Annotated in this window: 31 protein-coding genes; 16 read left to right on the forward strand and 15 right to left on the reverse strand. The window is 65.0% G+C overall.

Annotated features, from left to right (window positions below; translation table 11 throughout):
- Positions 1–37: 37 nt before the first annotated feature.
- From ACG2LG_RS05695 to ACG2LG_RS05710, 4 genes are all read right to left on the reverse strand, one after another.
- The gene (locus tag ACG2LG_RS05695) at positions 38–463 is read right to left on the reverse strand and encodes a DUF2752 domain-containing protein (protein WP_396257122.1); all 426 of its coding nucleotides are present in this window, start codon (positions 461–463) and stop codon (positions 38–40) included.
- Positions 464–478: 15 nt separating this feature from the next.
- Positions 479–991, reverse strand: a complete 513-nt coding sequence (locus tag ACG2LG_RS05700; RefSeq protein WP_396257123.1) for a GYF domain-containing protein — start codon at positions 989–991, stop codon at positions 479–481.
- A gap of 147 nt (positions 992–1,138) precedes the next feature.
- A complete protein-coding gene (locus ACG2LG_RS05705) occupies positions 1,139–1,945 on the reverse strand; it encodes a zinc-dependent peptidase (RefSeq protein WP_396257125.1) in 807 nt (268 codons plus the stop codon).
- A complete protein-coding gene (locus ACG2LG_RS05710; protein WP_396257127.1) occupies positions 1,942–2,691 on the reverse strand; it encodes a CorA family divalent cation transporter in 750 nt (249 codons plus the stop codon). Before ACG2LG_RS05710 ends, ACG2LG_RS05705 begins: the two co-directional genes overlap by 4 nt.
- A 108-nt stretch (positions 2,692–2,799) precedes the next feature.
- Between ACG2LG_RS05710 and ACG2LG_RS05715 the strand changes: the two genes are divergently transcribed.
- Together ACG2LG_RS05715 and ACG2LG_RS05720 are read left to right on the forward strand one after the other, a co-directional pair.
- Positions 2,800–3,021 carry a DUF433 domain-containing protein gene (locus tag ACG2LG_RS05715; RefSeq protein ID WP_396257129.1) on the forward strand — a complete coding sequence of 74 codons (222 nt, stop codon included), beginning with the start codon at positions 2,800–2,802 and terminating at the stop codon, positions 3,019–3,021.
- Complete coding sequence (locus ACG2LG_RS05720; protein WP_396257131.1) at positions 3,018–3,368, forward strand: DUF5615 family PIN-like protein; 351 nt, start codon at positions 3,018–3,020, stop codon at positions 3,366–3,368. Before ACG2LG_RS05715 ends, ACG2LG_RS05720 begins: the two co-directional genes overlap by 4 nt.
- A 25-nt stretch (positions 3,369–3,393) precedes the next feature.
- On the opposite strand, the gene hisA is transcribed toward ACG2LG_RS05720, so the two are convergent.
- Positions 3,394–4,167: a phosphoribosylformimino-5-aminoimidazole carboxamide ribotide isomerase gene (gene hisA, locus ACG2LG_RS05725; RefSeq protein ID WP_396257133.1), complete on the reverse strand. Its 774-nt coding sequence runs from the start codon at positions 4,165–4,167 to the stop codon at positions 3,394–3,396.
- Positions 4,168–4,345: 178 nt separating this feature from the next.
- Here hisA and ACG2LG_RS05730 point away from each other — a divergent pair, with 178 nt between their 5' ends.
- Positions 4,346–4,591, forward strand: coding sequence for a hypothetical protein (locus tag ACG2LG_RS05730; RefSeq protein WP_396257135.1), 246 nt, complete (start codon positions 4,346–4,348; stop codon positions 4,589–4,591).
- A gap of 279 nt (positions 4,592–4,870) precedes the next feature.
- Here ACG2LG_RS05730 and sucB read toward each other — a convergent pair whose 3' ends face one another.
- Together sucB and ACG2LG_RS05740 are read right to left on the reverse strand one after the other, a co-directional pair.
- Positions 4,871–6,355, reverse strand: coding sequence for a dihydrolipoyllysine-residue succinyltransferase (gene sucB / locus ACG2LG_RS05735; RefSeq protein WP_396257136.1), 1,485 nt, complete (start codon positions 6,353–6,355; stop codon positions 4,871–4,873).
- 18 nt (positions 6,356–6,373) lie between these two features.
- On the reverse strand, positions 6,374–9,139 hold the full coding sequence (locus ACG2LG_RS05740; RefSeq protein WP_396257138.1) for a 2-oxoglutarate dehydrogenase E1 component: 2,766 nt from the start codon (positions 9,137–9,139) through the stop codon (positions 6,374–6,376).
- A 146-nt stretch (positions 9,140–9,285) separates the two neighbouring features.
- On the opposite strand from ACG2LG_RS05740, the gene ACG2LG_RS05745 reads away from it, so the two are divergent.
- Entirely contained in the window at positions 9,286–10,227 is a 942-nt protein-coding gene (locus ACG2LG_RS05745) for an ABC transporter ATP-binding protein (protein WP_396257140.1), read from the forward strand.
- A gap of 3 nt (positions 10,228–10,230) precedes the next feature.
- On the opposite strand, the gene ACG2LG_RS05750 is transcribed toward ACG2LG_RS05745, so the two are convergent.
- Positions 10,231–10,728, reverse strand: a complete 498-nt coding sequence (locus ACG2LG_RS05750) for a DUF3592 domain-containing protein (RefSeq protein WP_396257142.1) — start codon at positions 10,726–10,728, stop codon at positions 10,231–10,233.
- A 95-nt stretch (positions 10,729–10,823) separates the two neighbouring features.
- On the opposite strand from ACG2LG_RS05750, the gene ACG2LG_RS05755 reads away from it, so the two are divergent.
- The 3 genes from ACG2LG_RS05755 to ACG2LG_RS05765 are packed head-to-tail and all read left to right on the forward strand — an operon-like array spanning position 10,824 to position 13,167.
- A complete protein-coding gene (locus ACG2LG_RS05755) occupies positions 10,824–11,279 on the forward strand; it encodes a GatB/YqeY domain-containing protein (protein ID WP_396257143.1) in 456 nt (151 codons plus the stop codon).
- A complete protein-coding gene (gene ispD, locus ACG2LG_RS05760) occupies positions 11,279–11,938 on the forward strand; it encodes a 2-C-methyl-D-erythritol 4-phosphate cytidylyltransferase (RefSeq protein ID WP_396257145.1) in 660 nt (219 codons plus the stop codon). The genes ACG2LG_RS05755 and ispD overlap by 1 nt, the downstream gene beginning before the upstream one ends.
- Positions 11,938–13,167, forward strand: coding sequence for a M16 family metallopeptidase (locus ACG2LG_RS05765; protein ID WP_396257146.1), 1,230 nt, complete (start codon positions 11,938–11,940; stop codon positions 13,165–13,167). Before ispD ends, ACG2LG_RS05765 begins: the two co-directional genes overlap by 1 nt.
- A 407-nt stretch (positions 13,168–13,574) precedes the next feature.
- On the opposite strand, the gene ACG2LG_RS05770 is transcribed toward ACG2LG_RS05765, so the two are convergent.
- Together ACG2LG_RS05770 and ACG2LG_RS05775 are read right to left on the reverse strand one after the other, a co-directional pair.
- Entirely contained in the window at positions 13,575–14,006 is a 432-nt protein-coding gene (locus tag ACG2LG_RS05770) for a PIN domain-containing protein (protein ID WP_396257148.1), read from the reverse strand.
- On the reverse strand, positions 13,996–14,226 hold the full coding sequence (locus tag ACG2LG_RS05775) for a DUF6364 family protein (RefSeq protein WP_396257150.1): 231 nt from the start codon (positions 14,224–14,226) through the stop codon (positions 13,996–13,998). The genes ACG2LG_RS05770 and ACG2LG_RS05775 overlap by 11 nt, the downstream gene beginning before the upstream one ends.
- Positions 14,227–14,380: 154 nt before the next feature.
- Here ACG2LG_RS05775 and ACG2LG_RS05780 point away from each other — a divergent pair, with 154 nt between their 5' ends.
- The gene (locus ACG2LG_RS05780; RefSeq protein WP_396257152.1) at positions 14,381–15,433 is read left to right on the forward strand and encodes a substrate-binding domain-containing protein; all 1,053 of its coding nucleotides are present in this window, start codon (positions 14,381–14,383) and stop codon (positions 15,431–15,433) included.
- 7 nt (positions 15,434–15,440) lie between these two features.
- On the opposite strand, the gene ACG2LG_RS05785 is transcribed toward ACG2LG_RS05780, so the two are convergent.
- Both ACG2LG_RS05785 and ACG2LG_RS05790 read right to left on the reverse strand, forming a co-directional pair.
- On the reverse strand, positions 15,441–16,523 hold the full coding sequence (locus ACG2LG_RS05785; protein WP_396257154.1) for a hypothetical protein: 1,083 nt from the start codon (positions 16,521–16,523) through the stop codon (positions 15,441–15,443).
- 61 nt (positions 16,524–16,584) lie between these two features.
- Positions 16,585–18,786 (reverse strand): hypothetical protein, encoded by a 2,202-nt coding sequence (locus tag ACG2LG_RS05790; RefSeq protein ID WP_396257156.1) that lies wholly within the window; start codon positions 18,784–18,786, stop codon positions 16,585–16,587.
- Positions 18,787–19,028: 242 nt separating this feature from the next.
- Here ACG2LG_RS05790 and ACG2LG_RS05795 point away from each other — a divergent pair, with 242 nt between their 5' ends.
- Complete coding sequence (locus tag ACG2LG_RS05795) at positions 19,029–20,036, forward strand: polyprenyl synthetase family protein (RefSeq protein WP_396257158.1); 1,008 nt, start codon at positions 19,029–19,031, stop codon at positions 20,034–20,036.
- A gap of 93 nt (positions 20,037–20,129) precedes the next feature.
- Positions 20,130–20,906 (forward strand): hypothetical protein, encoded by a 777-nt coding sequence (locus ACG2LG_RS05800; protein ID WP_396257159.1) that lies wholly within the window; start codon positions 20,130–20,132, stop codon positions 20,904–20,906.
- Positions 20,907–20,927: 21 nt separating this feature from the next.
- On the opposite strand, the gene ACG2LG_RS05805 is transcribed toward ACG2LG_RS05800, so the two are convergent.
- Positions 20,928–21,473: a DUF4136 domain-containing protein gene (locus ACG2LG_RS05805; RefSeq protein ID WP_396257161.1), complete on the reverse strand. Its 546-nt coding sequence runs from the start codon at positions 21,471–21,473 to the stop codon at positions 20,928–20,930.
- A gap of 63 nt (positions 21,474–21,536) precedes the next feature.
- The gene (locus ACG2LG_RS05810) at positions 21,537–22,127 is read right to left on the reverse strand and encodes a hypothetical protein (RefSeq protein ID WP_396257163.1); all 591 of its coding nucleotides are present in this window, start codon (positions 22,125–22,127) and stop codon (positions 21,537–21,539) included.
- Positions 22,128–22,369: 242 nt separating this feature from the next.
- Here ACG2LG_RS05810 and nrdR point away from each other — a divergent pair, with 242 nt between their 5' ends.
- From nrdR to ACG2LG_RS05830, 4 genes are read left to right on the forward strand one after another with little or no spacing between them, the layout of a single operon-like run.
- Entirely contained in the window at positions 22,370–22,861 is a 492-nt protein-coding gene (nrdR, locus tag ACG2LG_RS05815) for a transcriptional regulator NrdR (protein ID WP_396257165.1), read from the forward strand.
- Positions 22,862–22,907: 46 nt separating this feature from the next.
- Entirely contained in the window at positions 22,908–23,483 is a 576-nt protein-coding gene (locus ACG2LG_RS05820) for a hypothetical protein (protein WP_396257166.1), read from the forward strand.
- A gap of 46 nt (positions 23,484–23,529) precedes the next feature.
- Positions 23,530–23,880 carry a histidine triad nucleotide-binding protein gene (locus tag ACG2LG_RS05825; RefSeq protein WP_396257168.1) on the forward strand — a complete coding sequence of 117 codons (351 nt, stop codon included), beginning with the start codon at positions 23,530–23,532 and terminating at the stop codon, positions 23,878–23,880.
- A 31-nt stretch (positions 23,881–23,911) separates the two neighbouring features.
- A complete protein-coding gene (locus ACG2LG_RS05830) occupies positions 23,912–24,565 on the forward strand; it encodes an esterase/lipase family protein (RefSeq protein WP_396257170.1) in 654 nt (217 codons plus the stop codon).
- Positions 24,566–24,586: 21 nt separating this feature from the next.
- Here ACG2LG_RS05830 and ACG2LG_RS05835 read toward each other — a convergent pair whose 3' ends face one another.
- A complete protein-coding gene (locus tag ACG2LG_RS05835) occupies positions 24,587–25,252 on the reverse strand; it encodes a helix-turn-helix transcriptional regulator (protein WP_396257172.1) in 666 nt (221 codons plus the stop codon).
- Between the two features lie 139 nt (positions 25,253–25,391).
- Here ACG2LG_RS05835 and ACG2LG_RS05840 point away from each other — a divergent pair, with 139 nt between their 5' ends.
- Together ACG2LG_RS05840 and ACG2LG_RS05845 are read left to right on the forward strand one after the other, a co-directional pair.
- Positions 25,392–25,874: a Crp/Fnr family transcriptional regulator gene (locus tag ACG2LG_RS05840; protein WP_396257174.1), complete on the forward strand. Its 483-nt coding sequence runs from the start codon at positions 25,392–25,394 to the stop codon at positions 25,872–25,874.
- 4 nt (positions 25,875–25,878) lie between these two features.
- Positions 25,879–26,298 carry a DUF3307 domain-containing protein gene (locus ACG2LG_RS05845; RefSeq protein ID WP_396257176.1) on the forward strand — a complete coding sequence of 140 codons (420 nt, stop codon included), beginning with the start codon at positions 25,879–25,881 and terminating at the stop codon, positions 26,296–26,298.
- The last annotated feature ends 1 nt before the right edge of the window (position 26,299 follow it).

Raw genomic sequence — 26,299 nt, forward strand, 5'->3', positions numbered from 1 at the left:
ACTCCCGCTCCCGCGAAAATCCTCGTTTCGCCGGGCTTCAGGGCGGTGCCAGCAGCGTGAATGGCGCCCAGGGCAGGTTGCGCAAGACCGTGTAGCCAAGGATGAGGACAAGCAGGACGATCCCGCTGCGGCGTCCGAGTGGAACCTGCCATTTCGGCGGCTCACCCCGCACCCAGCCGACCACCCCGGGCGCCAGCATCACCAACACCAGGGGCACCAGCACCACGCCGAGCGGGTTGAACCGAAAGGCGTCCACGAAGCGCCCTTCCAGAAGCGCGTGGGCCGCGCGGGTCATGCCACAGCCGGCGCAATGGAGTCCGGTGGTATCGTGCAGGATGCAGGTCCAGGGCAGGCCGGAGGGTCCGCTGCGCGCCAGCCACAACGCCCCGAGTCCAAACACGGCCAAGACCGCGACCACGATCGCCAGACGTTTTCCCGATCGACTCTTCCCTATGGACGTCATTCCCCTCGCGGAAACCTACATTTCGCTCATCACCGCAACCAGCATGATGACGCCAAAGCACAGCGTGGCCGCGATGGTGACGTAGCCGGTGATGAGCCCGGCGATGGCCATTCCCCGCCCCGCCATCGGCACGCACGATTCGTTGATCTGCTTCAGGGCCAGGTGACCGCAGATCGCCGCCGGGATGGCGGCGATGATTCCCAGGAAGCAGGTGAAGAGCATCAGGATCGAGGTGATCCCGCAAATCAGGCTGGCGATCGCGTTGCCGTTGTTCGGAGCGACCGGATACGGACCGACGCCGCCGGCCGCCGGGCTCTGATAGGGCGAGACCGGCTGGGCTGGTGACGGGGACCCCACGATCTGGCCCGACCACTCCGGCACTTCGGAGAGCTTCTGCCAGTTGTCCATGCCCTCGCGCCAGATGATGGTGTCGCCACCCACCTTGCCGGCGGCAATCATCTCCCGGAGTTCGTGTTCCTCAACCGGGCCACGCTGCTCGCCGTTTTCGCCGTAATACCAATTCGCCACGGGGAAGGATCATCCCCGAATCGGCCCGCTCCGACAAGCCCCGGCGGCACCAAGTGATGTTTTGCGAGCGACTCCCCCATGGCGATGCCGCGTGGAGCGCGCCTCTGCGAACCTCTCCACACACCAATCAGTCACCAAATATCCCCTTCACGTCCGGGTCCCCGACCTCCACTCCGCCGGATCCATCCCGTAGAAGCGCGCAAACTCTCGATAAACCTCCGGTTCGTCGTCGCGCAGCTGGCGCGCCTTCTCGAAAAAGGTCTCGGTTCCGACGGCGAAAAACTCGGCAGGACTCTCGGCCCCGTAGTCGTCGAGCACCGAGCGCTTCCCCGCCTCCACCCGCTCGCAAAAGCGCTCGTAAGCCGGGGCCATCGCCGCCGACCAGCGTCCGTAGTCCGGTCCCTCGTCGAACTCCGGAATCCCGTCGGCCACCCCGTCCTCCTGGTCGATCTGATGCGCAAACTCGTGCAGCACGACGTTCAGGCCGTCCCGTGGATCCGCCGAGCCCTGGCAAACGCTCTGCCACGACAGCACCACACTGCCGGTACTCCACGACTCCCCGAGCCGCACGTCGCGCCCGCCGGAGTGAAACGCATCCGGATAGATCAGGATGCTTCGCAAGCGCGAATAGAAATCCTGCGGCCGGTGGGCGATGAGCAGGCAGGCCGGGGCGGCGACCGCCAGCATCATTTCGTCCGTCACCTCCTCAAGTCCGCCACAGGCCTCGAACCCCTTTTCATCGAGAAACACCCGCATCCATCCCTCGGCGAGGCGGCGGGTCGGTTCCGGCACCGTCTTCCACAGCGGAAACCGCTTTTCCACCAGGGCACGCTCGGCGTCGGAGAGCCCCGAGGCCCGCAGCTGGCGGCGGCGGCGGCTCACCCTGGACGCGTGCCACACCGTCAGGGCGACCACCAGGGCAACCCCTCCCAGGAATACCCAGAGTCCGGTCATTTTTTTCTCCGCAGGCCTTCCCAACCCACCACGAACAGGACGATCGCCCCCAGCAACAGGCCGGCCCCGAGGATCACCCAGAAGCCTGGCTGGAGAAAACCCGGAATTTCCACGTTCATTCCCAGCAACCCGGCCACCGCCACCAGCGGCAGGAAGAAGCCGGCCATGAGGTTCAGGCGGAAGGCGATCGAATTCAGTCGCTCGGCGGCCTGCTGGTGTTCCTCCGCACTTTCCGCCTGCCAGAACTCCAGCGTCAGCTTCGAATCGTGGTAGAGCAACTCCGCCGCCCGCTGCATTTCGCGCACCCGGTCGCGCAGCCCGATCAGCGTGCGGTTCTCCTCGTCCGCGGGAACGGCCGCCTCGAGCGCCGCCAGCATGTTGCGCATCGATCGCGCGATCGGCGCGGCGTGGCGGATGATTTCGAACACCTGCGTCACCTCCTCGGTTTCCTCGAGCAGCGCTTCATACTTGTCGATCACCGACTGGTAGCGGTCGAAAAGCCGGGACATTTCCTTCAAGCCCTCACTGTCCGCCGGCCCCCGCCAGGTGCCGTCCGCGCGACGCCAGAACACCAGGGCATCCCGCTCGGGAATCTTCGGCTCCGGCACCTCGTGGACGATCAGCAGGGCCTCATGGTCCCCCGCCAGAAACCGCTGCGTCCCCGAGCGGCTGCTGAGTTGGTCTCGCAAGCTCTCCTCGATCTCGAAGTCTTCGGGGAGAAAGCGAATGACTTTCCGGACGGTCATCCCTGTCATTCAAACCGTCGGACACCATAACCGACAATCGGAAAGACTCGAAGAGATCCGCATTCCGATACCGTTGCCCTTGCGGCGCACCTGGGATAGAATCCTTCCATGAACTGGAGAGATCATATCACGGCAGACCCGAAAATTTGCCACGGGAAGGCTTGCTTCAGAGGCACCAGAATCATGGTTTCGGTTGTGTTGGATTGCCTGGCGGCCGACATGTCCGCGGACGCCATCATCGCCGAGTATCCTTCACTGTCCAAGGCAGCGATCCATGCGGCGCTCGCCTACTCCTCGGAGCTTGCCCAGGAGAGGGTCGTGGTGACGTGAAGTTCAAGATCGACGAGAATATCTCCGCGAGTGCGAAGAGTTTGCTGCTCGAGCGCGGTCACGATTGCCACCCTGTGTATGACGAGGGCATCGAGGGAGGGGCGGACGATGACCTCATCAACATCTGCCTACGGGAGCAACGGCATCTGATCACGCTCGACCTCGATTCTGCTGACATCATCCGCTATGCACCGATCGACTACCATGGAGTGATCGTTCTTCGCCTGACCCGCCAAGACGCTTTCCACGTGATCGATCGCCTCGGTGAAGCACTGAGTGAGATCGAGGAACTGAGTTTGCGTGGACATTTGGTGATTGTGGACGATCGCAGAATCAGGTTCCGCTAGCCTAACAACGGAATCCATTCTGCCATCAATCAGGTCGATCATTCCACGCCACCAGATCGGCGTATCGGATCGCCGAGCCACCGAAGATGTCGAGGGCCGAACCGACGGTGACATCCACGCGGCCCTTGCCGAGGCAATCGACCAACTGCAGATCCTCCATCGAGGCAACCCCGCCGGCGTAGGTCACCGGGCAACCGGCCCACTCTCCGAGCAAGCTCACCAGCCCGGTGTCGATCCCTCCGCAGAGACCTTCGACGTCGGCGGCGTGGATCAGGAATTCGTCGCAGAAGGGAGCGAGCCGATCCAGAGTCGCGGCGTCCACCCGCAGATCGGTCAGAGTCTGCCAGCGGTTCGTCGCCACCACCCAGCCGTCCTCGTGCCGCCGGCACGACAGGTCGATCACGATGCGCCCGGCCCCGACCCGGTCCGCGAGTTCACGGACGCGATCCTCCGAGAGCCTCACACCATCCTCGAAAAGCCAAGAGGTCACGATCACGTGCGACGCCCCGGCTTCCAGCCACTCCGATGCATTCGACGCGTCGATGCCGCCACCGAGTTGCATTCCACCCGGCCACGCCGCCAGCGCCTGGCGCGCGGCCTCGTCGTTGCCCGGACCCAGCTTGATCACGTGACCACCACGCAGATCGTCGCCGCGAAACATCTTCGCGAAGTCTCCCGGACTGCGGTCCGAGACGAAATTCTCGGTCGGCCCCGGTCCGTCGTCGCGGAGCGTTCCACCGACGATCTGCTTCACTTTTCCTTGGTGGAGATCGATGCACGGTCGGAAGCGGCAGCTCATGGCGCGAGGCTGGGCGGCGAGCTTCCAAGTGAGAAGTTCCAAGTTCCCCGACGTCGCCCTCCGGGCGATGACGGGCCGGCAAGGCTGGGGGAAAGCGACCTCCCGCAGTGCCTGACAAGCTACGCAGCACCAGATTTTCAATCTCGCTAAACAAGTAAATCGATGCGATCCTCCCGACATGACTCTCGCCTCTTCCGCTCTTGTATTTCCCGCCACGGCCACGGTCATCGGGTGGGTGATCTTCGGCGGGGTTTCGATGATCGCCTTGGGCTACGCCAAGTTGAAGCAGGAGTGGTTCGCCGCCGTCGTCGGGGTTTCGATCGGCGTCTACCCCTACTTTTTCCCCAGCGGTCCGGTGTTCTGGACGCTCGGTGTCTTGCTGACCACGCTGCTCTTCGTTCCGCGGCGGCACCTGCCTTGGTAGTCGTCCGGAGGCCGGACGGCCCCACCCCGGAACGAAGTGCTCTTAAGCTCGCGGGCCCGGGGCGGACCGCCTCCAAGCTCACATCTCGAGCATCAGACGCGTCGGACTCTCGGCGGAGTGGCTCGCTCCGCGGGCCATGGCGGGGCAGGTCGGCTTCCTAGCCGACATGGATCCGGCGGACGCCAATCTTCAAGATGGAACGAAACACTCAAGGCCGCCCGCCATCCGCGACGTGGACGTCGCCACGCCCCGGCATGGCGCTCAGGAGAGCGCCACTCCTCACATCTCGAGCATCAAGCGCGTCGGATTTTCGATGCAGTCCTTGATGCGGATCAGGAAAGTGACCGCCTCCTTGCCGTCCACCAACCGGTGGTCGTAGCTCAGCGCGAGATACATCATCGGCCGGATCTCGACCTTGCCATCCACCGCGACCGGGCGCTGCTGGATGGTATGCATCCCGAGGATGCCGGACTGCGGAGGATTCAGGATGGGCGTGCTCAGGAGAGAACCGTAGGTGCCGCCATTCGAGATGGTGAACACACCGCCCTGGAGATCCTCGAGCTGGATCTTCCCGTCACGGGCCTTGCCCGCGTAGTCGATGATGTCCTGCTCGATCTCGGCGAAGCTCTTCTGGTCGCAATCGCGGAGCACCGGCACGACGAGGCCCTTCTCGGTGCCGATCGCCACGCCGACGTCGTAAAAGTGGTTTTCGATGATCTCGTTGCCGTCGATCATGCCGTTGACCTGGGGCACGTCCTTGAGTGCCTGGACCACGGCCTTCACGAAGAAGGACATGAAGCCGAGCTTCACTCCGTGCTTGGCGATGAAGTCCTCCTGGACCGACTTCCGCAGCTTCATCACGGACGACATGTCCGCTTCGTTGAAAGTCGTGAGGATGGCCGCGGTTTGCTGGGCATTGACCAGGTGGGTCGCGATCTTCCGCCGCAGCATGCTCATCTTGCGGCGGGTCACCCGACCCTCCGCGACCGGCGTCGTGTCGGGCCGCTCCGCCGGCGCATCGACGATCTTGAAGTCCGGCTTCGCCTCGGCGGCTGCGGACTCCGGCTTGGGGGCCGGTGCCTTCTCTTTCTCCGGCGTGGCCGGGGCTGCCTGCTTCGAAGATTCCTTTGCAGGCACCGCGGGAGCGCTCTCCGGCGCGGGTTTCGAACTCCCCGCCCCGACCGTGATCCGGGCAATCACGGTGCCGATGGAGACCTCTTCCCCTTCCGGAACCACGATCTCCAGGCGACCGGATTCCTCGGCCTCGAGTTCGGTCGAAACCTTGTCGGTCTCCAGCGTCACCAACGCCTCGCCCTTCGAGACCGAGTCGCCATCCTTCCTGCGCCAGGCGGCGACGTTGGCGGTGGTGATCGACTCGCCGGCGGCGGGCACCTTGACATCGATGGTCTTACCCTCCCCGGTGGCCGGGGCCGGCGCGGATTCGGCGGGTGCCTGCTCCTCGATTGCGGGCTCTGAGGCGCTCTCGGTTTGTGGTTCCGGGCCGGGCTCGGGCTCGGCACTGCCGGCGGCACTCTCGTCGATCTCGGCGATCACGGTGCCGATGGCGACCTCCTCACCTTCCTCGACCATGATCTTGAGCACGCCGGCGACATCCGCGGCGAGTTCGTTGGAGACCTTGTCGGTTTCGAGGGTCACGAGCACGTCGCCCTTGGCGACGCTCTCGCCATCCTTCTTGTGCCAGGTCGCGACATTGGCGCTGGTGATCGACTCACCGGCGGCGGGAACTTTGACTTCGGTAGCCATGGAAATGGGAAAACTGGATCAGACCGAGAAGGCCTGCTCGATGAGGGACTTCTGTTCGCGGTGGTGCATCGCCTTCGAACCGGCGGCGGTGCTGGAGGCGCGTCCCCTGCCGGCGTAGCGGACCCTGCGGTCGACCACCTTCTCGAGCCGGGGGAAGATGTAGGACCACGCCCCCATGTTGAGCGGCTCCTCCTGGCACCAGACGAACTTCGAGGCGTTCGGGAACTGGGCGACGAGTGCTCCCACCATTTCATCGTGGAAGGGATAGAGCTGCTCCATCCGGAGGATCGCCGTGTTGTGAATCTCGTTCTCGTCGCGGTAGGCCATGAGGTCGTAGAAGACCTTGCCGCTGCAGAAAACGATCCGGTTGACGACCGACGGATCATCGAAGTTCTTCGGATCCGGGAGGACCTCCTGGAAACAGGAACCCTCCAGCAGGTCGTCGATCCTCGAAACCGCCTCGGCCCGGGTCAGCAGGCTCTTCGGGGTCATGAGGATCATCGGCTTGCGGAAGGGCCGCTTTTTCTGCCGCCGCAGCGCGTGAAAGTACTGCGCGGGCGTGGTGAAGTTGCCGATGACCATGTTCTTCTCTGCGCAGAGTTGCAGAAAGCGTTCCAACCGGGCGCTCGAATGCTCGGGACCCATGCCCTCGTAGCCGTGCGGGAGGAGCAGGACGATGTCCGAGGGGGTCTGCCACTTCGACTCCGCCGAGCAGATGAACTGATCGATGATGACCTGCGCGCCGTTGGAGAAATCGCCGAACTGGGCTTCCCACATGTTGAGCATGTTGGGCGCGCCGAGCGAGTAGCCGTAGTCGAAGCCGAGCACCGCAAACTCCGAGAGCAGCGAGTTGTAGACGCAGAACTTCGCCTGGTCGTCGCTGAGGTTCTGGAGCGGGATGTAGCGCTCGCGCGACTCCGAGTCGTAGAAGACGGCGTGCCGCTGGGAGAAGGTGCCGCGCCGGCAATCCTGGCCGGAGAGGCGGACCGGATAGCCCTCCATCAGCAAGGATCCCCACGCCAGGGACTCCGCGAAGGCCCAGTCGATGGGACTTCCGTTCTCGAGGGCTTCCAGGCGCCGGGGGACGAAACGCTTGGCCAGCGTCGGATGCAGATTGAACCCATCGGGCACCGTGGTCAGCACCCGGCCGACATGCTCGATGACCGACTGTGGCACCCCGGTCGGAACCGGCGCATGGGTGTAGCGCTCCTGCGCCACCGCCGTGGATCCGGAAAAGACGGTGCGATCGCCCGCCTCCTCGAGTTCCTTCATCTTGCTGTGGCCCTCCTCGAGGCGCGCCTGGATCTCACCCTCCAGCTGTTTCGCCTCCTCTTCGGAAATGGATCCCTCCTCGATCAGCCGTCGCTTGTAGAGCTCACCGACGTTGTCGCGGGACTGGATCTGCCGGTAGATGTGCGGCTGGGTGAAGGCGGCCTGGTCGGTCTCGTTGTGGCCCTGCCGGCGGTAGCAGTACATGTCGATCACGACGTCCCGGCCGAAGTGCTGGCGGAACTCCAGCGCGAAGAGCGCCGCCCAGAAGAGCTCCATCGGCTCCTCGCCGTTCACGTGCAGGATCGGCGCCTCGATCATCTTGGCGACATCGGTCGCGTAGGACGACGAGCGGGCGTCGGCCGGCATCGTGGTGAAGCCGATCTGGTTGTTGATGATGAGGTGGATCGTGCCGCCGGTGCGGTACCCGGGAAGTTGGGAGAGATTGAGCACCTCGGCGACCGAACCCTGGCCGGCAAAGGCGGCGTCGCCGTGGATGAGGATGGGCAGCACCCGCTTGCGATCGGTCTTCACCCCGTCGTCGCCGATCAGGCGCTGGCGGGCGCGGGCCTTGCCCTCGACGACCGGATTCACCGCCTCGAGGTGGCTCGGGTTGGCCGCAAGGCTGACCCGCACCTCGCCATCGGGCAAGGTGTGGACCTTCTCGTAGCCGAGGTGGTACTTCACGTCGCCGTCACCCGCGACCAGGTCGGGCACGTAGTTGGGCGTGAATTCGTAGAGGATCGTGTGCAGCGACTTCCGCACGAAGTTTGCCAGCACGTTGAGGCGCCCGCGGTGGGCCATGCCCATCTCGATCTCGAGCACCTCGGCGGCCGGGCATGCCCGCAGGATGGCATTCAGAACCACCATCGCGCCCTCGCCGCCCTCCAGCGAAAAGCGTTTTTCCCCGAGGAACTTGCGCCCGAGGAAACTTTCAAATGCTTCCGATTCCAGGAGCCACCGCAGCGCCTCCTTCTTGCGCTCCCGGGTGTCGGCCTCGCGACGCACCCGGCCCTCGATCCGCTCGCGCACCCAGTGGCGGACGGTCGTGTTGTGGATGTGCATGAACTCGAAGCCGATCGCCCCCGAGTAGGTCTTCTCCAGCTCGGCGATCATCTCGCGGAGCTTCATCTTCTCGCCGTCCCGGAAAAACGGGTTGGAGGCCTCGCGGTCGAGATCCGCCTCGGTGAAGCCGAACTGGCTCAGATCCAGGCGCGGGTTCAGCTCGGGGTCTCCGATCGGATTGATGTCGGCCTGGGTGTGCCCGAGCGTCCGGTAATTGTAAACGAGGCTGACGACCTTGCCGTAGAAGGCGATGTCATCGCTGACGCCACCGGAAACCGGCGTGACGGCCGCCTGCACTCCGCCCTTGGGCCGGGGCTGGGTTGTGCCGAGTTCGAAACCCTCGAAAAATGCCGCCCAAGTCGGCTCCACGGACTGGGGATCCTCGCTCCAGAGCGCATACTTCTCCTCGAGAATTTCCGCATTCAAGCGGGCGGAGACCGACGATTTCATTGACTCAGCGTTTGCAGTGATGGGTGCTCCTGATCGAAAATTTCCGACTTGGCCCGGGCGGCGCAGCGCTTAGGTAAGGGGCGTCCCCGACGACGTCAACAGCACAGGGGCCGAAAACCCCCGGAATCCCACGATTTTCCGCCTGCATGATCGAAGTCCACGACCTCACCAAACGATTCTCGCGCCAAACCGTCGTGAGCGACGTGTCCTTCAACGTCGGCCAGGGTGAAATCGTCGGCTTCCTCGGGCCGAACGGAGCCGGAAAGACCACCACCATGCGGATGCTCACCGGATACCTGCCGCCGAGCTCGGGCAGCGTGTCCATCGCCGGCTTCGACGTCCTGCGCCAGTCGGTCGAGGCTCGGCGCCGGATCGGCTACATGCCGGAAAACGTCCCGCTCTACGACGACATGCGGGTCCGCGAGTATCTCAAATACCGGGCCCGGCTCAAGGGGCTTTCCAACCGGGATGCCCGCGCCCGGGTCAACGACGTGGTCGATACCTGCGGCCTCGATTCGGTGCGGCGCAAGATGATCAAGGTGCTGTCGAAGGGATTCCGCCAGCGGGTCGGCCTCGCCGACGCGCTGATCCACTCGCCCGACCTGCTGATCCTCGACGAACCGACCAACGGCCTCGACCCCAACCAGATTCGCCAGATCCGCGAACTGATCCGTCGACTCGGGGAAAGACACACGATCCTCCTTTCCACCCACATCCTCAGCGAGGTCGAGATGACCTGCGGGCGGGTGATCATCATCGACGGCGGCAAGATCCGCGCCGAGGACACGCCGCGGGCACTGGTCGACAACATGCGCGCGGCCGGCAGGGTGATGGTGGAGTTGCAGGCCGAGGCGGATGTCGTCATCGAAGAAATGACCCGCCTCGACCACGTGAAGCGCGTCACGGCGGGGGACGCCGCCGACGGCGACGACCGCTGGACGAGTTTCGAGGTGCTCGTCGATTCCGGCACCGACGCCCGCGAGCGGATCCACGAACTGGTCGTGCGCAAGAAGTGGCCGCTGCGGGATCTTCACCGCCACACCGCCTCGCTCGAGGACGTTTTCGTCGAGTTGACCCGTCGCGACTGAGGGCTACTCCCGCCGCCACGCCCCGACCATGATGCCGAGGCCGCCGACGAGGAAGAGCAGCGGAAACCACAGCGAGTAGCCGGGACCCCGCGACTCGCCCTCCAGCACCGCCTCGGAGGGCACCTCCGGGTTCACCCGGCACTCGGCCACCGACCCCCGCGGGTAGCGCTCGACCAGCGCCGCGGCCCGGTCCGGCTTCGACTTCCACGAGGCGCCGCGAAGCCGGTAGCGCCGCGACTCGTGGGTTTCGTCGTTCCAGTCGTACTGATAGAGCACGCTGAACCGGAACTCCTGCGGCATCGACTCCGGCCAGTCCGGATTCTCGCGACGGTCCTCGACCCTCGACTCAAGGATCGCGCAGGGAACGACCGGCCAATGGTCGATTTCCCGGGCGCGATCGAAACTCCGCCACATCAACCAGCTGAAGACGCCGCCCGCCAGGGCCAGCAGCAGCCCGATCAGGCTGAGATAGACGCGCGCACCCGTGGTCCTCGAAGGCATGCCACCCCTTGAACCGGCAAGCGCCCTTCGCCAAGCAAGAAGCGCGCGGGGATTTCCCCCTTTCCCCGATGCCGGGCCGCGGCTAGGAAACCGACATGAGTTCGCTCACCAACCGCATCCAGGATGATCTCAAGGCGGCCATGAAGGCCAGGGACAGCGAACGCCTCGCCGTGATCCGGGCGCTCAAGACCGCCATGACCAACGCCGCCATCGAAAAGGGCGGCCCGCAGGCCGAGATCGACGACGCCACCGCGATGGCCATCGTCCGCAAGCAGGTCAAGCAGCGGCAGGATTCCGCCAGCCAGTTCCGCGACGCCGGTCGCACCGAACTCGCCGACAAGGAGGACGTGGAAATCGCCATCCTCGAAACCTACCTGCCCTCCCCGCTGAGCGGGGACGAGATCACCGGGTTGGTCGAGTCCGCCATCGTCGAGAGCGGGGCCTCGACCAAGGCCGACATGGGCAAGGTGATGAAACTGGTCCAGGAGCGCGCGGCCGGCCGCGCCGACGGCCGGACCCTCTCCCAGGAGGTCGCCAAACGGCTGTCCTGATGGGCTGCGCGGGCGTCATCGTCGCCGCCGGAAGTTCCCGGCGGATGGGCTTCGACAAGCTGGCCGCTTCCCTCGACGGGGTGCCGGTGCTGCGCCGCAGCGTCGAACGCCTGATGGCCGTGCCGGAGATCACCCGCGTGATCGTCGTTTGCGCCGAGGACCGCTTCCGGGAACTCCTCGGCGGAGCATTCGCCAAGGAACTGAGTCGGGTCGACGGAGGAGCCGAGCGACAGGACTCGGTCCTCGCCGGCCTCGAAGCCCTGCAAGGCGACGACGAGCTGGTCGCGGTCCACGATGGCGCGCGCCCGCTGGTCGAGCCGTCCGACATCTCGTCCGCCATCGCGGCTGCCTCCGCCCATGGTGCCGCCACCCTGGCCCGGCCCGCGACCGAAACGCTCAAGCGGGCCGACGCCTCGGGCATCGTCGTGGAAAGCGTCGACCGCCAGGGGCTCTGGTTCACCGAAACCCCGCAGGTCTTCCGGGCCTCGCTCCTGCGCGAGGCCTACGAGGCGGTGGAAAAGGGCGGGCTCCACGTCACCGACGAGGTCTCGGCGGCCGAATCGATCGGGCTCCCGGTCCGGATCGTGCCGTCGAGCCGCCCCAATCCCAAGATCACCGTTCCGGCCGACCTCGACCTGGCCACCGCCCTGCTCCGCTGATGCTCGCCAGCTACCACGTTCACCGTAGCTCGCAGGGCTTCCGGATCGCCACCGCCACCCTGCCGGAGAGCGAGTGCCTCGCGCTCTCCATCCACATCCCCGCCGGGGGGCGCGACGATCCGCCCGGCAAGGCGGGGCTGGCCCACTTCGTCGAACACATGATCTTCAAGGGCACCGGGAAGCGGGACGCCCGGAGGATCAGCTTCGAGACCGAGGACCTTGGCGCTTCCCTCAATGCCTTCACCTCCGAGGACCAGACCGTCTACGAGGCGCGCGGCGACGCCGCCTCGCTCGTCCCCATTGCGGACATCCTTGCCGACATCGTCTGGCATTCGACCTTTCCCGAGGACGAGGTCCGACTCGAGCACGGCGTGATCGCCGAGGAAATCGTGATGTATCACGAGAATCCCTCGGACCACATCGGCGACCTCATGTCGGCGTCCCTGTGGTCCCCCCACCCGCTCGGCGATCCGATCTCGGGCACCCTTGAAAGCATCGACCGCATCCGGCGCGACGACCTCGTCGGATTTTCCCAGGCCCATCACCGCGACCCCGGCCTGGTGATTGCCGTGGCCGGTCCTCACCGGGCCGACGAGGTGATCGCCGTTCTCGAACCCCTCCTACCGGGCTCCGGGAATTCCGTTTCCGGCCATCCTTACAGCGACCCACTCGACGGTCCGCGTCAACGGCGGGAACCGCGCGAGACCGCCCAGGTCCAGCTCGCCCTCGGGTTCCGCTGCTTCGGCCGGCGGGATCCCCGCCGCCATGCGCTGCGACTGCTCTCGACCATCCTCGGCGAAGGTGCCAGCTCGCGGCTGTTCCAGTCGCTGCGCGAGGAGCGCGGCCTTTGCTACCACATCGCTTCGGATGTCGTGCTGCTGGACGATACCGGGGCGCTCGAAATCCATGCCGGACTCGATCCGGGTTCGCGTGACGAGGCACTGGAGAGCATCCGCAGGGAACTCCGCCAGCTCTCCGACACCGGTCCCTCCGAAGAAGAACTGCGCCGCGCGAAACGCCTCCATGCGTCCCAGATGAAGGCCGCCCTCGAGACCACCGCCGCCCACGCCTCGTGGGCCGGCGAGTCCCTCCTGCATCACGACGAAATCCGCGAACCGGCCGAAGTGCTGACCGAGATCGAAGCCGTTCAAGCGGGCGAACTGCGCGAGGTCGCAGCCGAGTTCTTGGTCGAAAGCCGCGAAGCGCTGGCCGAGATCCACCCCGCCTGACCGGGGTCAGTCGACTTCGTCCGCATCGGTGAACTTCCCTGCCGCCATCCCGCGGTTGGCGAGGCTCTCGTAGATCATCGTCAAGCGCCCACCGGTCCCGCATCGCATGCGCCGCAAGATCACGGCGCCACCGCCACATTGAGTCGGGCGAACAGTCTGGAATGAAACAAGAAACCTCGCCGACGAATTTCCGGAGTGGGTCGCCGCCCTGGAGCAGTTGCATGCAAGGCTCCATTCCTCACGCCGGCAGGAGTAGGCAGGGTGGTTCTTCCCCAGTGGGTCAAGGACGACCCGTGCCGGGCCGGGATCGCGACCTCCGGGAACCGATGCTGCTAATGCCCCGAATCGACTTCTTCGCGGCATGTCATTGAAGGCGGGAATCCGCAGTTGCAGTGAGGATGAGCGCCCTATTCGGCGGGAACCACGAACGGATTCTCCACGGCGACGCCGAAGTAGCTGGTTTCCGGCGACAGGTCTTCGCTGAGGATGCGGCTGCAGCCGGCGGCTTCCGCCGCGGCAACGATCATCGAGTCCCACCAGGAGAGTTCGTAGCGGCGCTGAACCGCGTAAGTCCTGTTGAGAACGGGCATGTCGATGGGTAGCGGGTTCCATGCAAAAAGCGCCTCGACATCATCCCACGCCTCCTCGGGGGAAAGACCGGGATCCAGCTTGCGGGTGGCATTCACGAAGAACTCGTTGAGCACCTGCACCGAGAGTCGGCCGCAGCGCGTTTCCCACAGCTCGGCGAGCCTGGCGGCGGCAATCGCCTGCTTTTCCGGTTCGGAGGCATCCCGCGCATAGAGCAGGATGTTGGTGTCCACGAAAACGCTATCGGTCATACAGGCTGTCCCGGGTGGGATAGGGGATGCTGGCGGCCTTGAGAGGCGTGGGCCCCTTGCTCAAAAATCGCTTCCTGGCCCGCTCGTAGTGCTGCTCTGCCAGCATCTTTTTGCGCAATTCCTCGCCCAGCATCCGCGACACGCTGGTGTCGTGACTGGCCGCCCAGACCTTGGCCCAGCGAACCACGTCCTCATCCAGGGTGATTGTCACGTTTTTCATGAAGCACGAAAATAGTGTCACTTTTGAAGGGTGTCAAGGAAGCCTTCCGGTCCGTTGCATGCCAACAATGGACATGCGCACTGGGGCTTTTTTCACCCTGTTGATCCTCCCCTTTCCCGCTCCCGGGCACGATCCGAACCTAAACATGCCTTGCATGTCCGCCTTCCGAGTCCTGAGCCCCGCCCGGCAGCTTGCCGCGCATCTGCGCGAGGAGATCCTGCGCGGTGGCTGGACGGGCAGGCTGCCCGGGGCGAGGCAGTTCGCCCGGGACCTGGATGTGTCGCAGCGACTGATCCGGGACGCGCTGCGCCTGCTGGAGGAAGACGGCATCCTCGTCAACCAGGGGCACCGCCGCGGACGGCGGATTGCCATTCCAAGGAACGCCGACGCGCCCGGATCGACGGTGGGCTTGTTCCCCTACGAGGCGGCCGACCGGTCGTCCTATGAGATGGTGGAGGTCCAGCACCGGCTCATGGATGCGGGGCATTCGGTGACCATTCCCAACCGGTCGCTGACCCGCCTGGGCATGGACGTGAAGCGGATCTCACGCGTGGTAGGCCAGGCGAAGGCCGATGCCTGGGTGTTGTGGACCGCAAGCCGGGAGGTGCTGGAATGGTTCATCGGGCGGAACACCCCCATCCTCGCCTATGCCGGTCAACTGACCCTGGAGATGCCGATCGCCAGCGTGGCGCCGGACTTCGAGCAAGCGATCACCGCAGCGACACGGCGGCTGGTCGAACTCGGCCACCGCCGTATCGTGTTGCTGACCCGGGCGGGTGCCAAGCCGGCCTACTTCCTCGATGAGCTGAAGGCCCACGGCATCTCCACCGGCCCCTACAACATCCCCGACTGCGGTCCGGGTCCGGAGGAGTTCCGCCGCTGCCTCGACTCGCTGCTGGCGGTCACTCCGCCAACCGCCCTGCTCATCGACGAGCTGCACACCTTCCACGCCGCGCATGACCACCTCGCACGGCGCGGTTTCATCGCCCCCGAGCGGATCTCGCTGGTCTGCCTCGACTTCCACCCCAGCTTCGAGCTGTGGGATCGCCCGCTCGCCCATGTCCGCTGGGACATCGATGCGCTCGTCCGCCGGATGACGAGATGGGTGGACAATGTGAGCCGCGGCAGGGAGGACCGACGGCGGACCAAGGTAGAAACCACCTTCGTCGAGGGCGGGACGATCGGGCCGGTCCCGGGCAAGGGATGACGGCGGATCAGTCGAACTCGGTCTCGTCGGTGTATTTCTGGGCACTCAGGCCGCTGTAGGCACGGCCCTTGTAGATCATGGTGAAGTTTCCGCCCGTTTCCCGGGCCATCTCCTGCATCGCCTGGGCGGGCGTCCCCGGTGCCTCCATCGCAAAAGTATCGATCGGAACCCCGGTCGGATTCATCTCGTCGACCCGGTTGAGGGCGTAGTCCAAGTCCGACGGCTCACCGTCGGAAAGCAGATACACGATGTCGGGCGGCGGCCGCATCGAGAACGCCAGCTTGAGCGGCGACGACCAGACCGTGCCGATGCCACAGCCCATGTTCTCGATGCGCTCGGCGAACACGCTCTTGGTGCGCTGGCTCGCCATGTGCCACGGCACCGGCGGCGGTTCGCCCAGACCATTCCAGCCCTTGTCCGCTTCGTTCGGCCCCTCGGTGGCGATCGTCCATGCCGACTGGGAGAAAAAGATCACGTTGAAGCTCATCCCGTCCCGCAGCGAATTGATCGAGCGCGTGAGTTCCTTCTTCAGGGCATCGAGACGGGTCCCCCCGGCTTCAGTGTCCGACTTCATGGACTCCGAGTAGTCGACCACGTAGGCCACCCGGCGGCCCTTCCTCGGGGTCCCGAAAAAGGACGATCCACCGCCCCCGTCGCCATCCCCGTCGCCGGCTCCGAATCCGGCGGCAAAGTCGTCATCGATCCCGAAGGGCAGCACCGGATCCGAAAACTCGGGCATCGGCACCGCGACCGGGGCCTCGACCGATGCCGCGATCACCTTCGCCATCGAGGAACTTGAACTCGCCGGCTTCGGCTTCATGCCCACCGCCATGTCGGGCCGGTCGACCGGATTCTCCTCGGGCGGTTTCGGCGGCGCGTAGGACACGATGGTCTCCGCCTTCTGAAACTCGGGCAGGATGGCGATGAGCCACAGCAAGGCCGCCAGCAGCAGCATCACGATCACCGCCACCACCAGCGACTGGATCGTGTCGTTGCGCTTCTGGCGTGCGAGAAAGCCGTCAAGCTGATGCACCACCGAGTCCGGAGGTGGCTCGGTGGTGTAAAGGGTGGGAGGTTCCGATTCGCTCATTCGGCTGTCGACTTATTCCAACACACCCGGCGGCAATCCGGCGAGCGAAACCGCTCGGCCCTCACTCCACGTGGAAATGCAGCGTGGCCCGGCGGACGCCGTCCTCCACCCGTTCGTGCACGGTCACCGCCTTGACCTGCTCCAGCGAGGCCAGACCCTCGAGCGCCACCGGCAGCATCTCGCGGAACTGCTCAAGCTCCCCTTCGCCCATGACGTCTCCGCCGTTCTTCTCGACCACCTTCAGCGACTCCTCGAGGTATTTGCGCAGCACCTCCAGGTCCAGCTTCGCCCAGAGGCCGGTCCGCCCGGCCTCGCCGCTGCCGGCGCGCTCGACCAGATCCAGCGCCTGGTTCTTCGAGGTCGAGGCCACGAACCAGTCGTCGCTCACGGTCACCGATGGCTTCACATCGTCCGAGAAGGCCAGCGCATCGAAGTACCAGGTGACGATGTCATCCTTCTGCGAATTCGTCGGCTTGAGCATGTGAAGGTCGAGGTCCCCCATTTCGTTGGCGGTCGCGAGCATCGCCGCGACTGCTTCCTCGATCTGCTTCCAGGAGACCTGGAGGCTCTCCCGCTCCTCGACCGGAGCGACGAAGGACATCCGGGGGAAGCGACCCTCCTCGACGATGCCGGCCGGGACCCCCGGGATCGGAGGAAACTCCGCCGTGAGATCCACCAGGAACGCGCCCTCGCTGCCGAGCCCCGCTTCCATCGCTCCGAGGCCCTTCCACAGCTTGAGCAGGTCCTCGCGGAACATGCTGTCGAACATCTGATAGCCGCCACGAATCTGCGCGAGGTCATCGCTCTCCACCTCGAGCGCGGAAAGATGCCCCGCCGTGGCATAGACGATCTCCACCAGCAGCTCGACGAGTTCACCGGCCCGCTTCTCGTAGGCCGGGTTGTTCGCCCAGTTGGCGAAAAGCAGCACGTCCTCGGCATCACCGAGCGACTCGAGCTGGTGCGGGCTCTCGAAGTCGGTGGCACCGCTCCGCCCTCCGCCGAAGAGATCGAAGCGCGCGCCCTGATCGATGCTGATCACCGCCCCGACCGGTTCCGCTTCATAAAAATCGAGCAGCGCCTGCTCGCGCTCGCCCACCATGTTGAGCAGCGCCACCAGCTCGCGGGTGTCGCCGAATCCTTCGACGCCCTGGATTCCGTCGCGGCATCCCTCGGCGATCTGCTTGAGGCCGGAACTCACCGCGCTCTCCATCAAGCTCCCGGACCCATGGACGAAGCCATGGACGGGCGTGTCCTTGAAGCCGTCGATGAAGCCGATTCCAGCGTCGCCCGCCAGTGATCCGCTCAAGTCATCGGCGATCGGACAGGCGTCCGAGGATCCGCCGAAATACACCAGCAGGTAGTCATCCAGCCGGCCGACGCAGGCGAGAAGCTGCTTTTCGCGGAGCGCGGCCAACAACTTGTCGGCGTTCTCCTCGCCCAGCACCTGGTCCATCTCATCGCGCTCCCCCTCCATTCCCTGGGCCAGCATCTCCCCCTTGTAGAGATTCCCGCTGAAGGTCGCCGGTCCCTTCTCAAACTCCACCGGCTCCGATCCCTCGGAGGCCATGCCGAGGAAGTCGCGGATCTGCTGCTCCGCCACCTTCATCTGCTCCTCGTCGGTGATCCGCAGCCCCGCCAGCACCGGCGGCACGGCGACCGACTCGATCAGGGGCATGTAGTCACCGATGTCCCGCGCCATGTCCATCAGCCACGCCTCGTCGTCCATCGCCTGCATTCCCTCCTCAAGGTCTCCGGAAGCCGCCGCGCGGGCGAAGGCCGCCGACATCATCCGGAACTGGTAGTAGCTCATCCGCGAGCTCATCGTGTTGAACGACTCGAACTGCTCGGCGGAGCCATCACCGAGCGCGAGGAAGAACTCCGTGCCGAGGAAGGCCTCGACCTGCGCCGCGCCCCCTTCGATCTGCTCCTGGGGATCGATCCCCTCCTCCTGCTCGACCACCTTGCGGATGAAGTCCCAGGCGTCGAGGTCGGCGAGGCTCTTCACCATTCCCGTCCCGTCGTAGATCGCCATGAACAAATCGGCGTCCGCCGACAGGTGTCCGGCGAACCCGAGCATTTCCGCCCGTTCCCCGGCGGAGAGGCCGGTTTCCACCGGGGGAGCCGGATCTCCGGTGGCCGGATCGACCGTTGCAGGTGCCTCGCCGCCCGCTCCGGATTCAGCCGGCGGGGTCTTGTCGTCGCACGACGCCAGAAAGAACAGGGGAGCGACGAGCAGGGCGGCGGGAAAGCGGGGCTTCTTCATAACTGGATCGACCCTACGAATCCTCTCCCCAAGCGGGCAATTCCAATTCTGTGGGAAATGAGGAACGCCCGAGGCTCGAATCTTTCCGCGACATGATGTTGGCGGCGCCTGCCGTGGCTTCGGGCCTCCTGTCCGGCTGCACGCCCGATGGCCCGAACCGGCCGGGAGGACCAGTCGGGAGGAGGACCAGTCGGGAGTTGCGGGAAGCCCGGGGCTGTGACACGGTCCAGCGCCCCGCGATCATGGCAAAGACGACTTCCTTCCTGACCACCAGCGACCGCTTTCCCTTCGACCTCGTTCGACCCCATCTCGAGCTGGTGGAAACCTCGATCCGGGAACAGGTGCGCGCCTTCGACCCGGCGGTGGAGCCGTACGTCAGCTATGTCTGCAACACCTCGGGCAAGCGGATCCGCCCGGCCCTCGCCGTCCTGGTCGGCGGCGCGCTCGGCGAAGTCGGTGACGACCACCGCAAGATCGGCGTCGTCCTCGAGCTCATCCACATGGCGACGCTGGTCCACGACGACATCATCGATGGTGCGGTGACCCGCCGAATGGTCCCCACCGCCAACGCCAAGTGGGGCAACGGCCTGTCGGTCCTCCTCGGCGACGCGCTTTTTTCCCACGCCCTGGCCCTCGCCACCGAGTTCGACGACATCTCCATCTGCCGCAAAGTCGGCCGCGCCTCCCGCGAGGTCTGCGAGGGGGAAATCGTCCAGACCCAGCGACGTTTCGACCTCGGCCTGACCAAGGCCGACTACTTCCGCATCATCGAAATGAAGACCGGGGCGCTCTTCGCCGCCGCCACCGGGATTTCGGCAGCACTCTCGGAGACCGACGAGGAAACCGAACGCCAGCTCTACGATTTCGGCATGCGGTTGGGCACCGTTTACCAGATCTACGACGACTGCCTCGACATCGTCGGCAGCGAGGACCATGTCGGCAAGACGCTGCGGACCGACCTCGAGAAGGGCAAACTCACCCTGCCCATCCTCAACCTGCTGGAATCCGCCTCGGAAAGCCAGCGGACCAAGCTCAACAAGCGGATCATCGAACAGGAGCCGCTCGATCTCTCGGTGCTCGTCGGCATCGCCGAGTACGAGGGCGCGATCGAGTCGGCCGTGGACACCGCCTCCGGCATGCTCAACCAGTGCCGGGACGACCTTTCCGGACTGCCCGACAACGAGTCGACCCAAGCCCTCCACCAGATCGTCCGCTTCCTCGACTCGTTGCTGGCCAAGTGCCGCCGCTGAGGGCAATCCGCACCGCTTGCCACAATTCCCGCCCCCCGGAATCCGTTTTGGGTTGCCCATATCCCCCGCCCCGATTAGCTCAAGCGCAGTCGTATGAAACGGGTCCGAACGAAAATCCTCGTCCTCGCGTTCGTGTCCGGGCTTCCGGCGGGAGCGGCCACCCCCCTCCCCTCGCTTGACGCCGCCTCGTGGGAGGCCGAACGGGTGAGGATCGCGACCCAGTCGGCCAAGGGCGTCGAGGTCGCCCCGATTGTCGAGGAGCAGCAGGCGGATCCGAACTGGCGCTTTGGTGTCCATTACTTCCAGGGCACCTCGAATGAACTCTTCGAAGTCATTTCGGGAGACGTCTCCACCCTCGCCCAGAACGGCATCCGCTTCACCGCCGCCCGGGTCCTCACCCGCGACCTCTGGTCGACCCCGATCGATGTCCTTCTCCACGGCGGCATCATGTACCACGACGAGAAGGGCAAGCAGAGCAACACCTTCCAGTACAACCTCGGCCTGAAGTTCGAGTGGGACGAGTTTCCCTGGAGCGACCACCTCCGCACCCGCTTCGGGATCACCTCCGGGATCTCCTACGCCAACCAGATCCCCATCACCGAACAAGTGAACCGCGGCACGCCATCCAGCTCGCACCTGCTCCATTTCCTCGACGTTTCCCTGGCCTTCAACTGCGCCGACATCAGCCGCCTGACCCGGATCGAGCGCCTTTTCCCGGGCAACAGCGCCTCCGGCATCGACAACCTCTGGCTCACCATCGGCGTGCCGCACCGCTCCGGTGCCTGGGGCACCTACGGCACCGACAATACCGGGCAGGACATCCAGGGCGGATCAAACTACGTCTCGATCGGCCTCGAAGCCGATTTCTGAGCCGCGGCTCCCGCCTGCCGCTCAACCTTTGAAGAACTCGCCCAGTGCCTGGGCGACCGCCGCATCGATCCGGCCGGCCCGCGCCCCGTCCGACACGCCGCTCACGACGTCGCCCTGCGCGTAGTTTCGATAGATCAACTCGTTGGTCCTCGCGTCGATCACATCGACCACAATGGCGGCGCTCCGGAAATAGTCGGGGCGCTTGCTCTCAAGCACGCCCACGTCGTGCGCCCGCTCGGAGATCTGCGTGCCGTCCCGTCCGTAGCCGAAGTAGTCGTCGTAGCTCGCGGTCATCGCCGGCTCCTGATAGATCACCATGTAGGCCACGATCAGGTCCGCACTGCCCGAGCCCCAGCTCTTGCCGTTCGCCGTGAACTGCTTCTTCAGCGAGTTCTGGATCATCCCGTGGACCTTGCGCTCGGTCGCATCGGAAATGGTCGAGTTCGGACTCCGCTGAATCAACCGGGCGGACGAGTATCCCTCACCCGTGCCCCTCGGCATGTCGATTTTTCCCGAGCATGCGGAAAGCGCCAGGGCAACGAGCGGAAGGAGCAGAGAACGGTGCATGACCAAGGGGGCTAGCAGTTCGGATGGCGGACTGGCAAGCAGATTGCCGCTCCGCCCGATCCATCACTGGTCGTGCTCCTTGAGCCACGCCTTGCGGGCTTCGAGGTTCTCGCTGATCCGGCTCGATTCATAGTAGTAGCCGTCCCAGTAGTGGCCGCCATCGCTCTCGTACTTTTCCACTTCCTGGCGATCTCCCATCGAAGCGGTCAGCTCCATGATCTGCGAGACCCGCTTGTCGATGCGCTTGTCGAATGCCTCGATCGATCGTTCAAGGTCCTCGGTCGGGAGGTGCCCTTTCCCCTGGCGCAGCGTTTCAAGGATGCGCGACCGACGGCGCTGGTAGTGCTCGATCCAGTTCCTCAGTCCCGTGATCGCCCGCATCTTCATCTGCGCGACCCGCGTCTTCGACTCCTGCGAATCGCGAATCTCGGTCAGCATCGTCACCAATTCCTCGGCCCGCTTCTCGACACGGGCATCGAGCCTCTTGGTGTCCTCACGCAGGTCGGCGAGGCGGGCTTCCCGCTGTCCGATGTGCCGCTCGAGGTTCACGACCGACTGCCGCCGCGCCTCCATGTCGTAGGGCGGCTCTTCGCCGGAGTGGAGGGCGGCGTGCGGGAAAACCAACGAGCAGGCGAGGACAAGGACGGGTCTCATGATTCATGAGACAATCACCACCGGGGTCCCCCGTTCCAGCGAATTCCGGCGCGCACCATGACCACTCCGGCCCCGGCAACCCCCAACTTTGAAACGGATCGGATCCTTCCCGGCACCGCCTCCCCGCATTTCCAAAAAGACTCTTTCAGGGAGTCGCAATACTCGCAAAGGACCACTAAATCAGGTGGGTTTTTGCTTTCAACACCACCGGATCTTGGGGTAGCTGCTTCTCATTCGATACGATGCGTTGCGTCCAATGTGCCTCCTTCAAAGACAAGGTCCTCGACTCCCGGATGTCGAAGGACGGCACGACCATTCGTCGCCGCCGCGAGTGCGTGGCCTGCGGCTACCGCTACACGACCTACGAGCAGATCGAGCGGACCGAGCTGCGGGTGGTCAAGCGCGACGGCACCCGCGAGGCGATCAACCGCGAGAAGCTGCGCAACGGACTGATCAAGGCCTGCGAAAAGCGCCCGGTGTCGATGGACCGGATCGATCGCGCCGTCGACGAAATCCTTACCGAGCTGCACCGCGACCACCTTTCCGAAGTCCCCTCCTCCGGCATCGGTGCCAAGGTCATGGACAAGCTTCACCAGATCGATCCGGTCGCCTACGTCCGCTACGTGTCGGTCTACCGGCAGTTCGAGGACGTCGGCGAATTCATCCGCGAGATCCAGGCGCTCGAAACCCGCGCGGCCCGCGATCCGATGCAGCGACGACTTTTCAAGGAATAACCCGCCATCTCCCCCGGCCCATCCCCATGCCTTCTCAACCCCCTTCGTGATTGCCCTCATCGGAAACCGCCCCGCCATCCAGGTTGGCAGGCACCAGGTCCATCAATACGACACCCGCTGGCTCGGCGACGCCCTCCGGCGCGCAGCCACCGCGGCCGAAAGCGAGAATTTCCCCTTCCTCGACGAGATCCGCCTCGGCATCGAGGAGTATCTGGAAACCCGCTGCAAGCTGCAGGTCATCCCCCTGCCCACCCTCTTCGACCGCGTCCGGCGCATGCTGCGGAAGGTCGGCTGCGGCCTCATCGCCGAGAACCTCGAGCCCGTCGCTCCACCGGTCACCCTCTCGCTCGACCAGATCGCCCGCGAGATCGGCGACGGCTTCGAACTCGCCTTCTACGAGCAGCTGCGGACCGAGATCTCCGATCTCCGGCAGCAGGGCGTCGAGCAGCTGTACTTCGACGGCCTGCGCGAGGCGGTGCGCGTGCTCCGCCGCTGTGACGGCGGCTGGAACGATGCCTGCCAGCAGTCGCTCGAGGAAATCCGCGCCTTCCTGATGCGCCAGCACCGCGAGTTCCGCTTCGGCCTGAGCGAGATCGAAATCGACTCGTGGCTGCCGGAATAGCGCGCCTTGCCGCCGCGGGATCCCCGTGCCAGCTTCCCGGTGCGCCATGGCTGATGACAAAACCATCTTCGAGAAAATCCGCGACGGGGAGATCCCGGCGGAGATCGTTCACGAGGACGAGCACTGCCTCTGCTTCCGCGACATTTCACCGCAGGCCCCCACCCATCTGCTACTGGTGCCGAAGCGCCGCGTGGCCAGACTCACCGCGGCAGGCCAGGCGGACGGCGAACTCCTCGGTCACCTGATGCTGGCATCCGCCACCGTCGCCCGCGAACAGGGCTTCGCCGAATCCGGCTACCGGGTGGTCATCAACAACGGACCCGACGGCGGCGAGGAGGTCCCCCACCTTCACCTCCACCTGCTCGCTGGCCGCCGGCTCGAGTGGCCGCCGGGGTAGGGAAGTTCAGAGTTTAGAGTTTAGAGTTTCCATGTTCCGCCGCATTCTTTCGCTATTGTGCCTTGCCGCTCCCCTTCAGGGCGGCGAGGCGGTGAAGCCCATGACCCACGCGGTTCTGGTGCATGGCATCTGGCAGAACGAAGGCCGGTGCTTCGGACTGCTGCGCAAGGATCTCGAAAAGCGCGGCGTGACCTGCCTCGTCCCCAGCCTGAAGCCCGCCGACGGGCGCGAAGGAATCGCCACTCTGGCCTTCCAGCTGCGCAAGGAGATCGACGACACCTTCGGCCCCGACCAGCACTTCGTGCTGATCGCGTTCAGCATGGGCGGACTCGTCAGCCGCCTCTACCTCCAGGATCTCGGCGGTGCCGCACGCTGCGACACCTTGATCACCATCTCGACGCCCCACCACGGTACCGAGATGGCGAAGTTCCACTACGGTCAGGGAGCCGCCGAGATGCGTCCGAACAGCGTCTTTCTCCACGAGCTGAGGCTCGGTGAGACGATCCTCGGCGAGATGCCCATCATTTCCTACCGCACGCCTTTCGACGCGGTCATCGTTCCCTGCGAGAGCTCCCTCTGGGACCGGGCCGAGAACATCGAGATCCCCTGCCCCCTGCATCCGATGATGACCCGCTCGCGCAAGCTCCGGCGGGACATTCTACGACGTTTCTCGTACCCCGGGTGACGCGCCTCGCGTCTCCCGCCCTCACTCTTCCTTGAGGCCGAGGGTCGCGACCTCGTAGTCGACGCGCGCCGGGCCGCCGCGACCGCCGGGCACTTCGCGCCGCACGACCTTCGAGCCGAGAAGCTCCTCCATCACCCGCAGTTCGAACTGAATCGCGTTCGGATAGATTTCGAAAACCTCCTGCAGGGGATGGTGGTACTCCTCGATCCGGAAACCCTGCTGCGGGTCGTACTTGCAGCGCCCGAAACACCCCTCCTTCTCGCGCAGGGCCGAAAGCAGCGTGGCCTTCTCGACCAGCGACTTCGCCTTGGCGAGCCGCGGCCGCCAGGTCTCCCGGAGCTGTTGGAAATGATGCAGCAGCATCCGCTCCGGCGCGGTGTCGCCGAAAAGCTGCCTGGCCGCATCGAGCAACTCCAGTGAGAGCGCGCCGGCCCCGGGGAAGAGCGGATCGGCTTTTTCGGTGAGCCGGTACATGATCTGCGGACGCCCGATCTTTTGCCGCGGCACCCGCCAGGTTTCCAGGTAGCCGCGCTTGGTCAGCGCCTCGCACTGGTCCTTGATCCCCATGTAGCTGCCACCGAGCCGGCGCTGCAATTCGGGCACCGGCAGGCCTCCGGAAAGCTTCAACTCCTCGACGATCCGCACCCAGTGCGGTTTGACCAGATCCCGGAACCCAGCGGCGAACACTCCAACAAACTCCGCATCCGACGCCGGAGAATCAATCCAAATGACGGATCATCTTCCGATCCGCCCCCCGGAGCTCGGAGTTTGGAACTTGGAACTTCTCACTTGGCACTTCCCCGCCGGTCGCCAGACTTTGCGGGTCATGAGCAGTTCATTCGACCGTCCGGAAATCCCCGCCACCGGCATCATGGCCGATCTCGACGAAGAAGACCGCCGGTTGCTCGGGGACTACGGCGAGTTTCTCCCGGTGCATCCCGATCAGCTCCTCATCCGCGAGGGAGGTGAGCAGGACTCCCTCTACTTCGTCATTTCCGGGCTGCTTCACGTCCACACCGACACCAAGGACAAGCGCACCTTCGTCGCCCGGGTCGGCGCCGGTGAGACCCTCGGCGAGGTGAATCTCTTCGATCCGGCCGCCGCTTCCGCATCGGTCACGGCCAAGGAGTTCAGTCAGGTATGGAAAGCCAACCGCGCCGATCTCGAGGAGTTTGCGAAGGGCTATCCGGCCGCTGCAGCGCGCCTGATGGCCGGCCTGCTTTCGGAGATGAGCAAGCGGCTGCGCCGCATGAACGAGAAGCTCGCCACCCGCGAGGCGGAAGCCGCATTCCAAAGTTTCTGGTCCTGAGCCGATGCCCTCCCTGCTCGCCGCCCTCGAGCCCCCGACCAACCTGGCTGGAGCCGCCGTCGTGCTCTTCGCCCTGCTGATCGGCCACGCCATCGCCGACTTCGCCCTGCAGGGCGATTTCCTTTCCAGCGCGAAGAACCGTCACGCCCAGCTGAAGTCCTTCTTCGGCGACGAGGGCACGCCGAAAGGTCTCTGGATCCACGCGCTTGGCGCCCACTCGATGATCCACGCCGGAGCGGTCTGGCTGATCACCGGTTCGGTGGTGCTCGGCTTCATCGAATTCGTCCTGCACTGGTTCATCGACTTCGCGAAGTGCGAGGGCTGGACTTCGTTCCGCACCGACCAGACCCTGCACATCCTCTGCAAGATCGCGTGGGCCGGCCTTCTGTGGTGCGAATGCCCGTGGGCGATGTGGTCACCCTGAG

The organism is Haloferula sp. A504 (assembly GCF_044385805.1).
Taxonomy (GTDB): domain Bacteria; phylum Verrucomicrobiota; class Verrucomicrobiia; order Verrucomicrobiales; family Akkermansiaceae; genus Haloferula.

Coding starts and splice junctions, on each gene's coding strand:
- ACG2LG_RS05840 (WP_396257174.1), top strand. CDS start 25,392: ATGAGCAGTTCATTCGACCGTCCGGAAATCCCCGCCACCGGCATCATG.
- ACG2LG_RS05805 (WP_396257161.1), bottom strand. CDS start 21,473: ATGCACCGTTCTCTGCTCCTTCCGCTCGTTGCCCTGGCGCTTTCCGCA.
- sucB (WP_396257136.1), bottom strand. CDS start 6,355: ATGGCTACCGAAGTCAAAGTTCCCGCCGCCGGTGAGTCGATCACCAGC.
- ACG2LG_RS05715 (WP_396257129.1), top strand. CDS start 2,800: ATGAACTGGAGAGATCATATCACGGCAGACCCGAAAATTTGCCACGGG.
- ACG2LG_RS05765 (WP_396257146.1), top strand. CDS start 11,938: ATGCTCGCCAGCTACCACGTTCACCGTAGCTCGCAGGGCTTCCGGATC.
- ACG2LG_RS05790 (WP_396257156.1), bottom strand. CDS start 18,786: ATGAAGAAGCCCCGCTTTCCCGCCGCCCTGCTCGTCGCTCCCCTGTTC.
- ACG2LG_RS05810 (WP_396257163.1), bottom strand. CDS start 22,127: ATGAGACCCGTCCTTGTCCTCGCCTGCTCGTTGGTTTTCCCGCACGCC.
- ispD (WP_396257145.1), top strand. CDS start 11,279: ATGGGCTGCGCGGGCGTCATCGTCGCCGCCGGAAGTTCCCGGCGGATG.
- ACG2LG_RS05710 (WP_396257127.1), bottom strand. CDS start 2,691: ATGACCGTCCGGAAAGTCATTCGCTTTCTCCCCGAAGACTTCGAGATC.
- ACG2LG_RS05830 (WP_396257170.1), top strand. CDS start 23,912: ATGTTCCGCCGCATTCTTTCGCTATTGTGCCTTGCCGCTCCCCTTCAG.
- ACG2LG_RS05740 (WP_396257138.1), bottom strand. CDS start 9,139: ATGAAATCGTCGGTCTCCGCCCGCTTGAATGCGGAAATTCTCGAGGAG.
- ACG2LG_RS05845 (WP_396257176.1), top strand. CDS start 25,879: ATGCCCTCCCTGCTCGCCGCCCTCGAGCCCCCGACCAACCTGGCTGGA.
- ACG2LG_RS05825 (WP_396257168.1), top strand. CDS start 23,530: ATGGCTGATGACAAAACCATCTTCGAGAAAATCCGCGACGGGGAGATC.
- ACG2LG_RS05800 (WP_396257159.1), top strand. CDS start 20,130: ATGAAACGGGTCCGAACGAAAATCCTCGTCCTCGCGTTCGTGTCCGGG.
- ACG2LG_RS05750 (WP_396257142.1), bottom strand. CDS start 10,728: ATGCCTTCGAGGACCACGGGTGCGCGCGTCTATCTCAGCCTGATCGGG.
- ACG2LG_RS05770 (WP_396257148.1), bottom strand. CDS start 14,006: ATGACCGATAGCGTTTTCGTGGACACCAACATCCTGCTCTATGCGCGG.
- ACG2LG_RS05745 (WP_396257140.1), top strand. CDS start 9,286: ATGATCGAAGTCCACGACCTCACCAAACGATTCTCGCGCCAAACCGTC.
- ACG2LG_RS05775 (WP_396257150.1), bottom strand. CDS start 14,226: ATGAAAAACGTGACAATCACCCTGGATGAGGACGTGGTTCGCTGGGCC.
- ACG2LG_RS05730 (WP_396257135.1), top strand. CDS start 4,346: ATGACTCTCGCCTCTTCCGCTCTTGTATTTCCCGCCACGGCCACGGTC.
- hisA (WP_396257133.1), bottom strand. CDS start 4,167: ATGAGCTGCCGCTTCCGACCGTGCATCGATCTCCACCAAGGAAAAGTG.
- ACG2LG_RS05755 (WP_396257143.1), top strand. CDS start 10,824: ATGAGTTCGCTCACCAACCGCATCCAGGATGATCTCAAGGCGGCCATG.
- ACG2LG_RS05695 (WP_396257122.1), bottom strand. CDS start 463: ATGACGTCCATAGGGAAGAGTCGATCGGGAAAACGTCTGGCGATCGTG.
- nrdR (WP_396257165.1), top strand. CDS start 22,370: ATGCGTTGCGTCCAATGTGCCTCCTTCAAAGACAAGGTCCTCGACTCC.
- ACG2LG_RS05780 (WP_396257152.1), top strand. CDS start 14,381: ATGTCCGCCTTCCGAGTCCTGAGCCCCGCCCGGCAGCTTGCCGCGCAT.
- ACG2LG_RS05785 (WP_396257154.1), bottom strand. CDS start 16,523: ATGAGCGAATCGGAACCTCCCACCCTTTACACCACCGAGCCACCTCCG.
- ACG2LG_RS05795 (WP_396257158.1), top strand. CDS start 19,029: ATGGCAAAGACGACTTCCTTCCTGACCACCAGCGACCGCTTTCCCTTC.
- ACG2LG_RS05705 (WP_396257125.1), bottom strand. CDS start 1,945: ATGACCGGACTCTGGGTATTCCTGGGAGGGGTTGCCCTGGTGGTCGCC.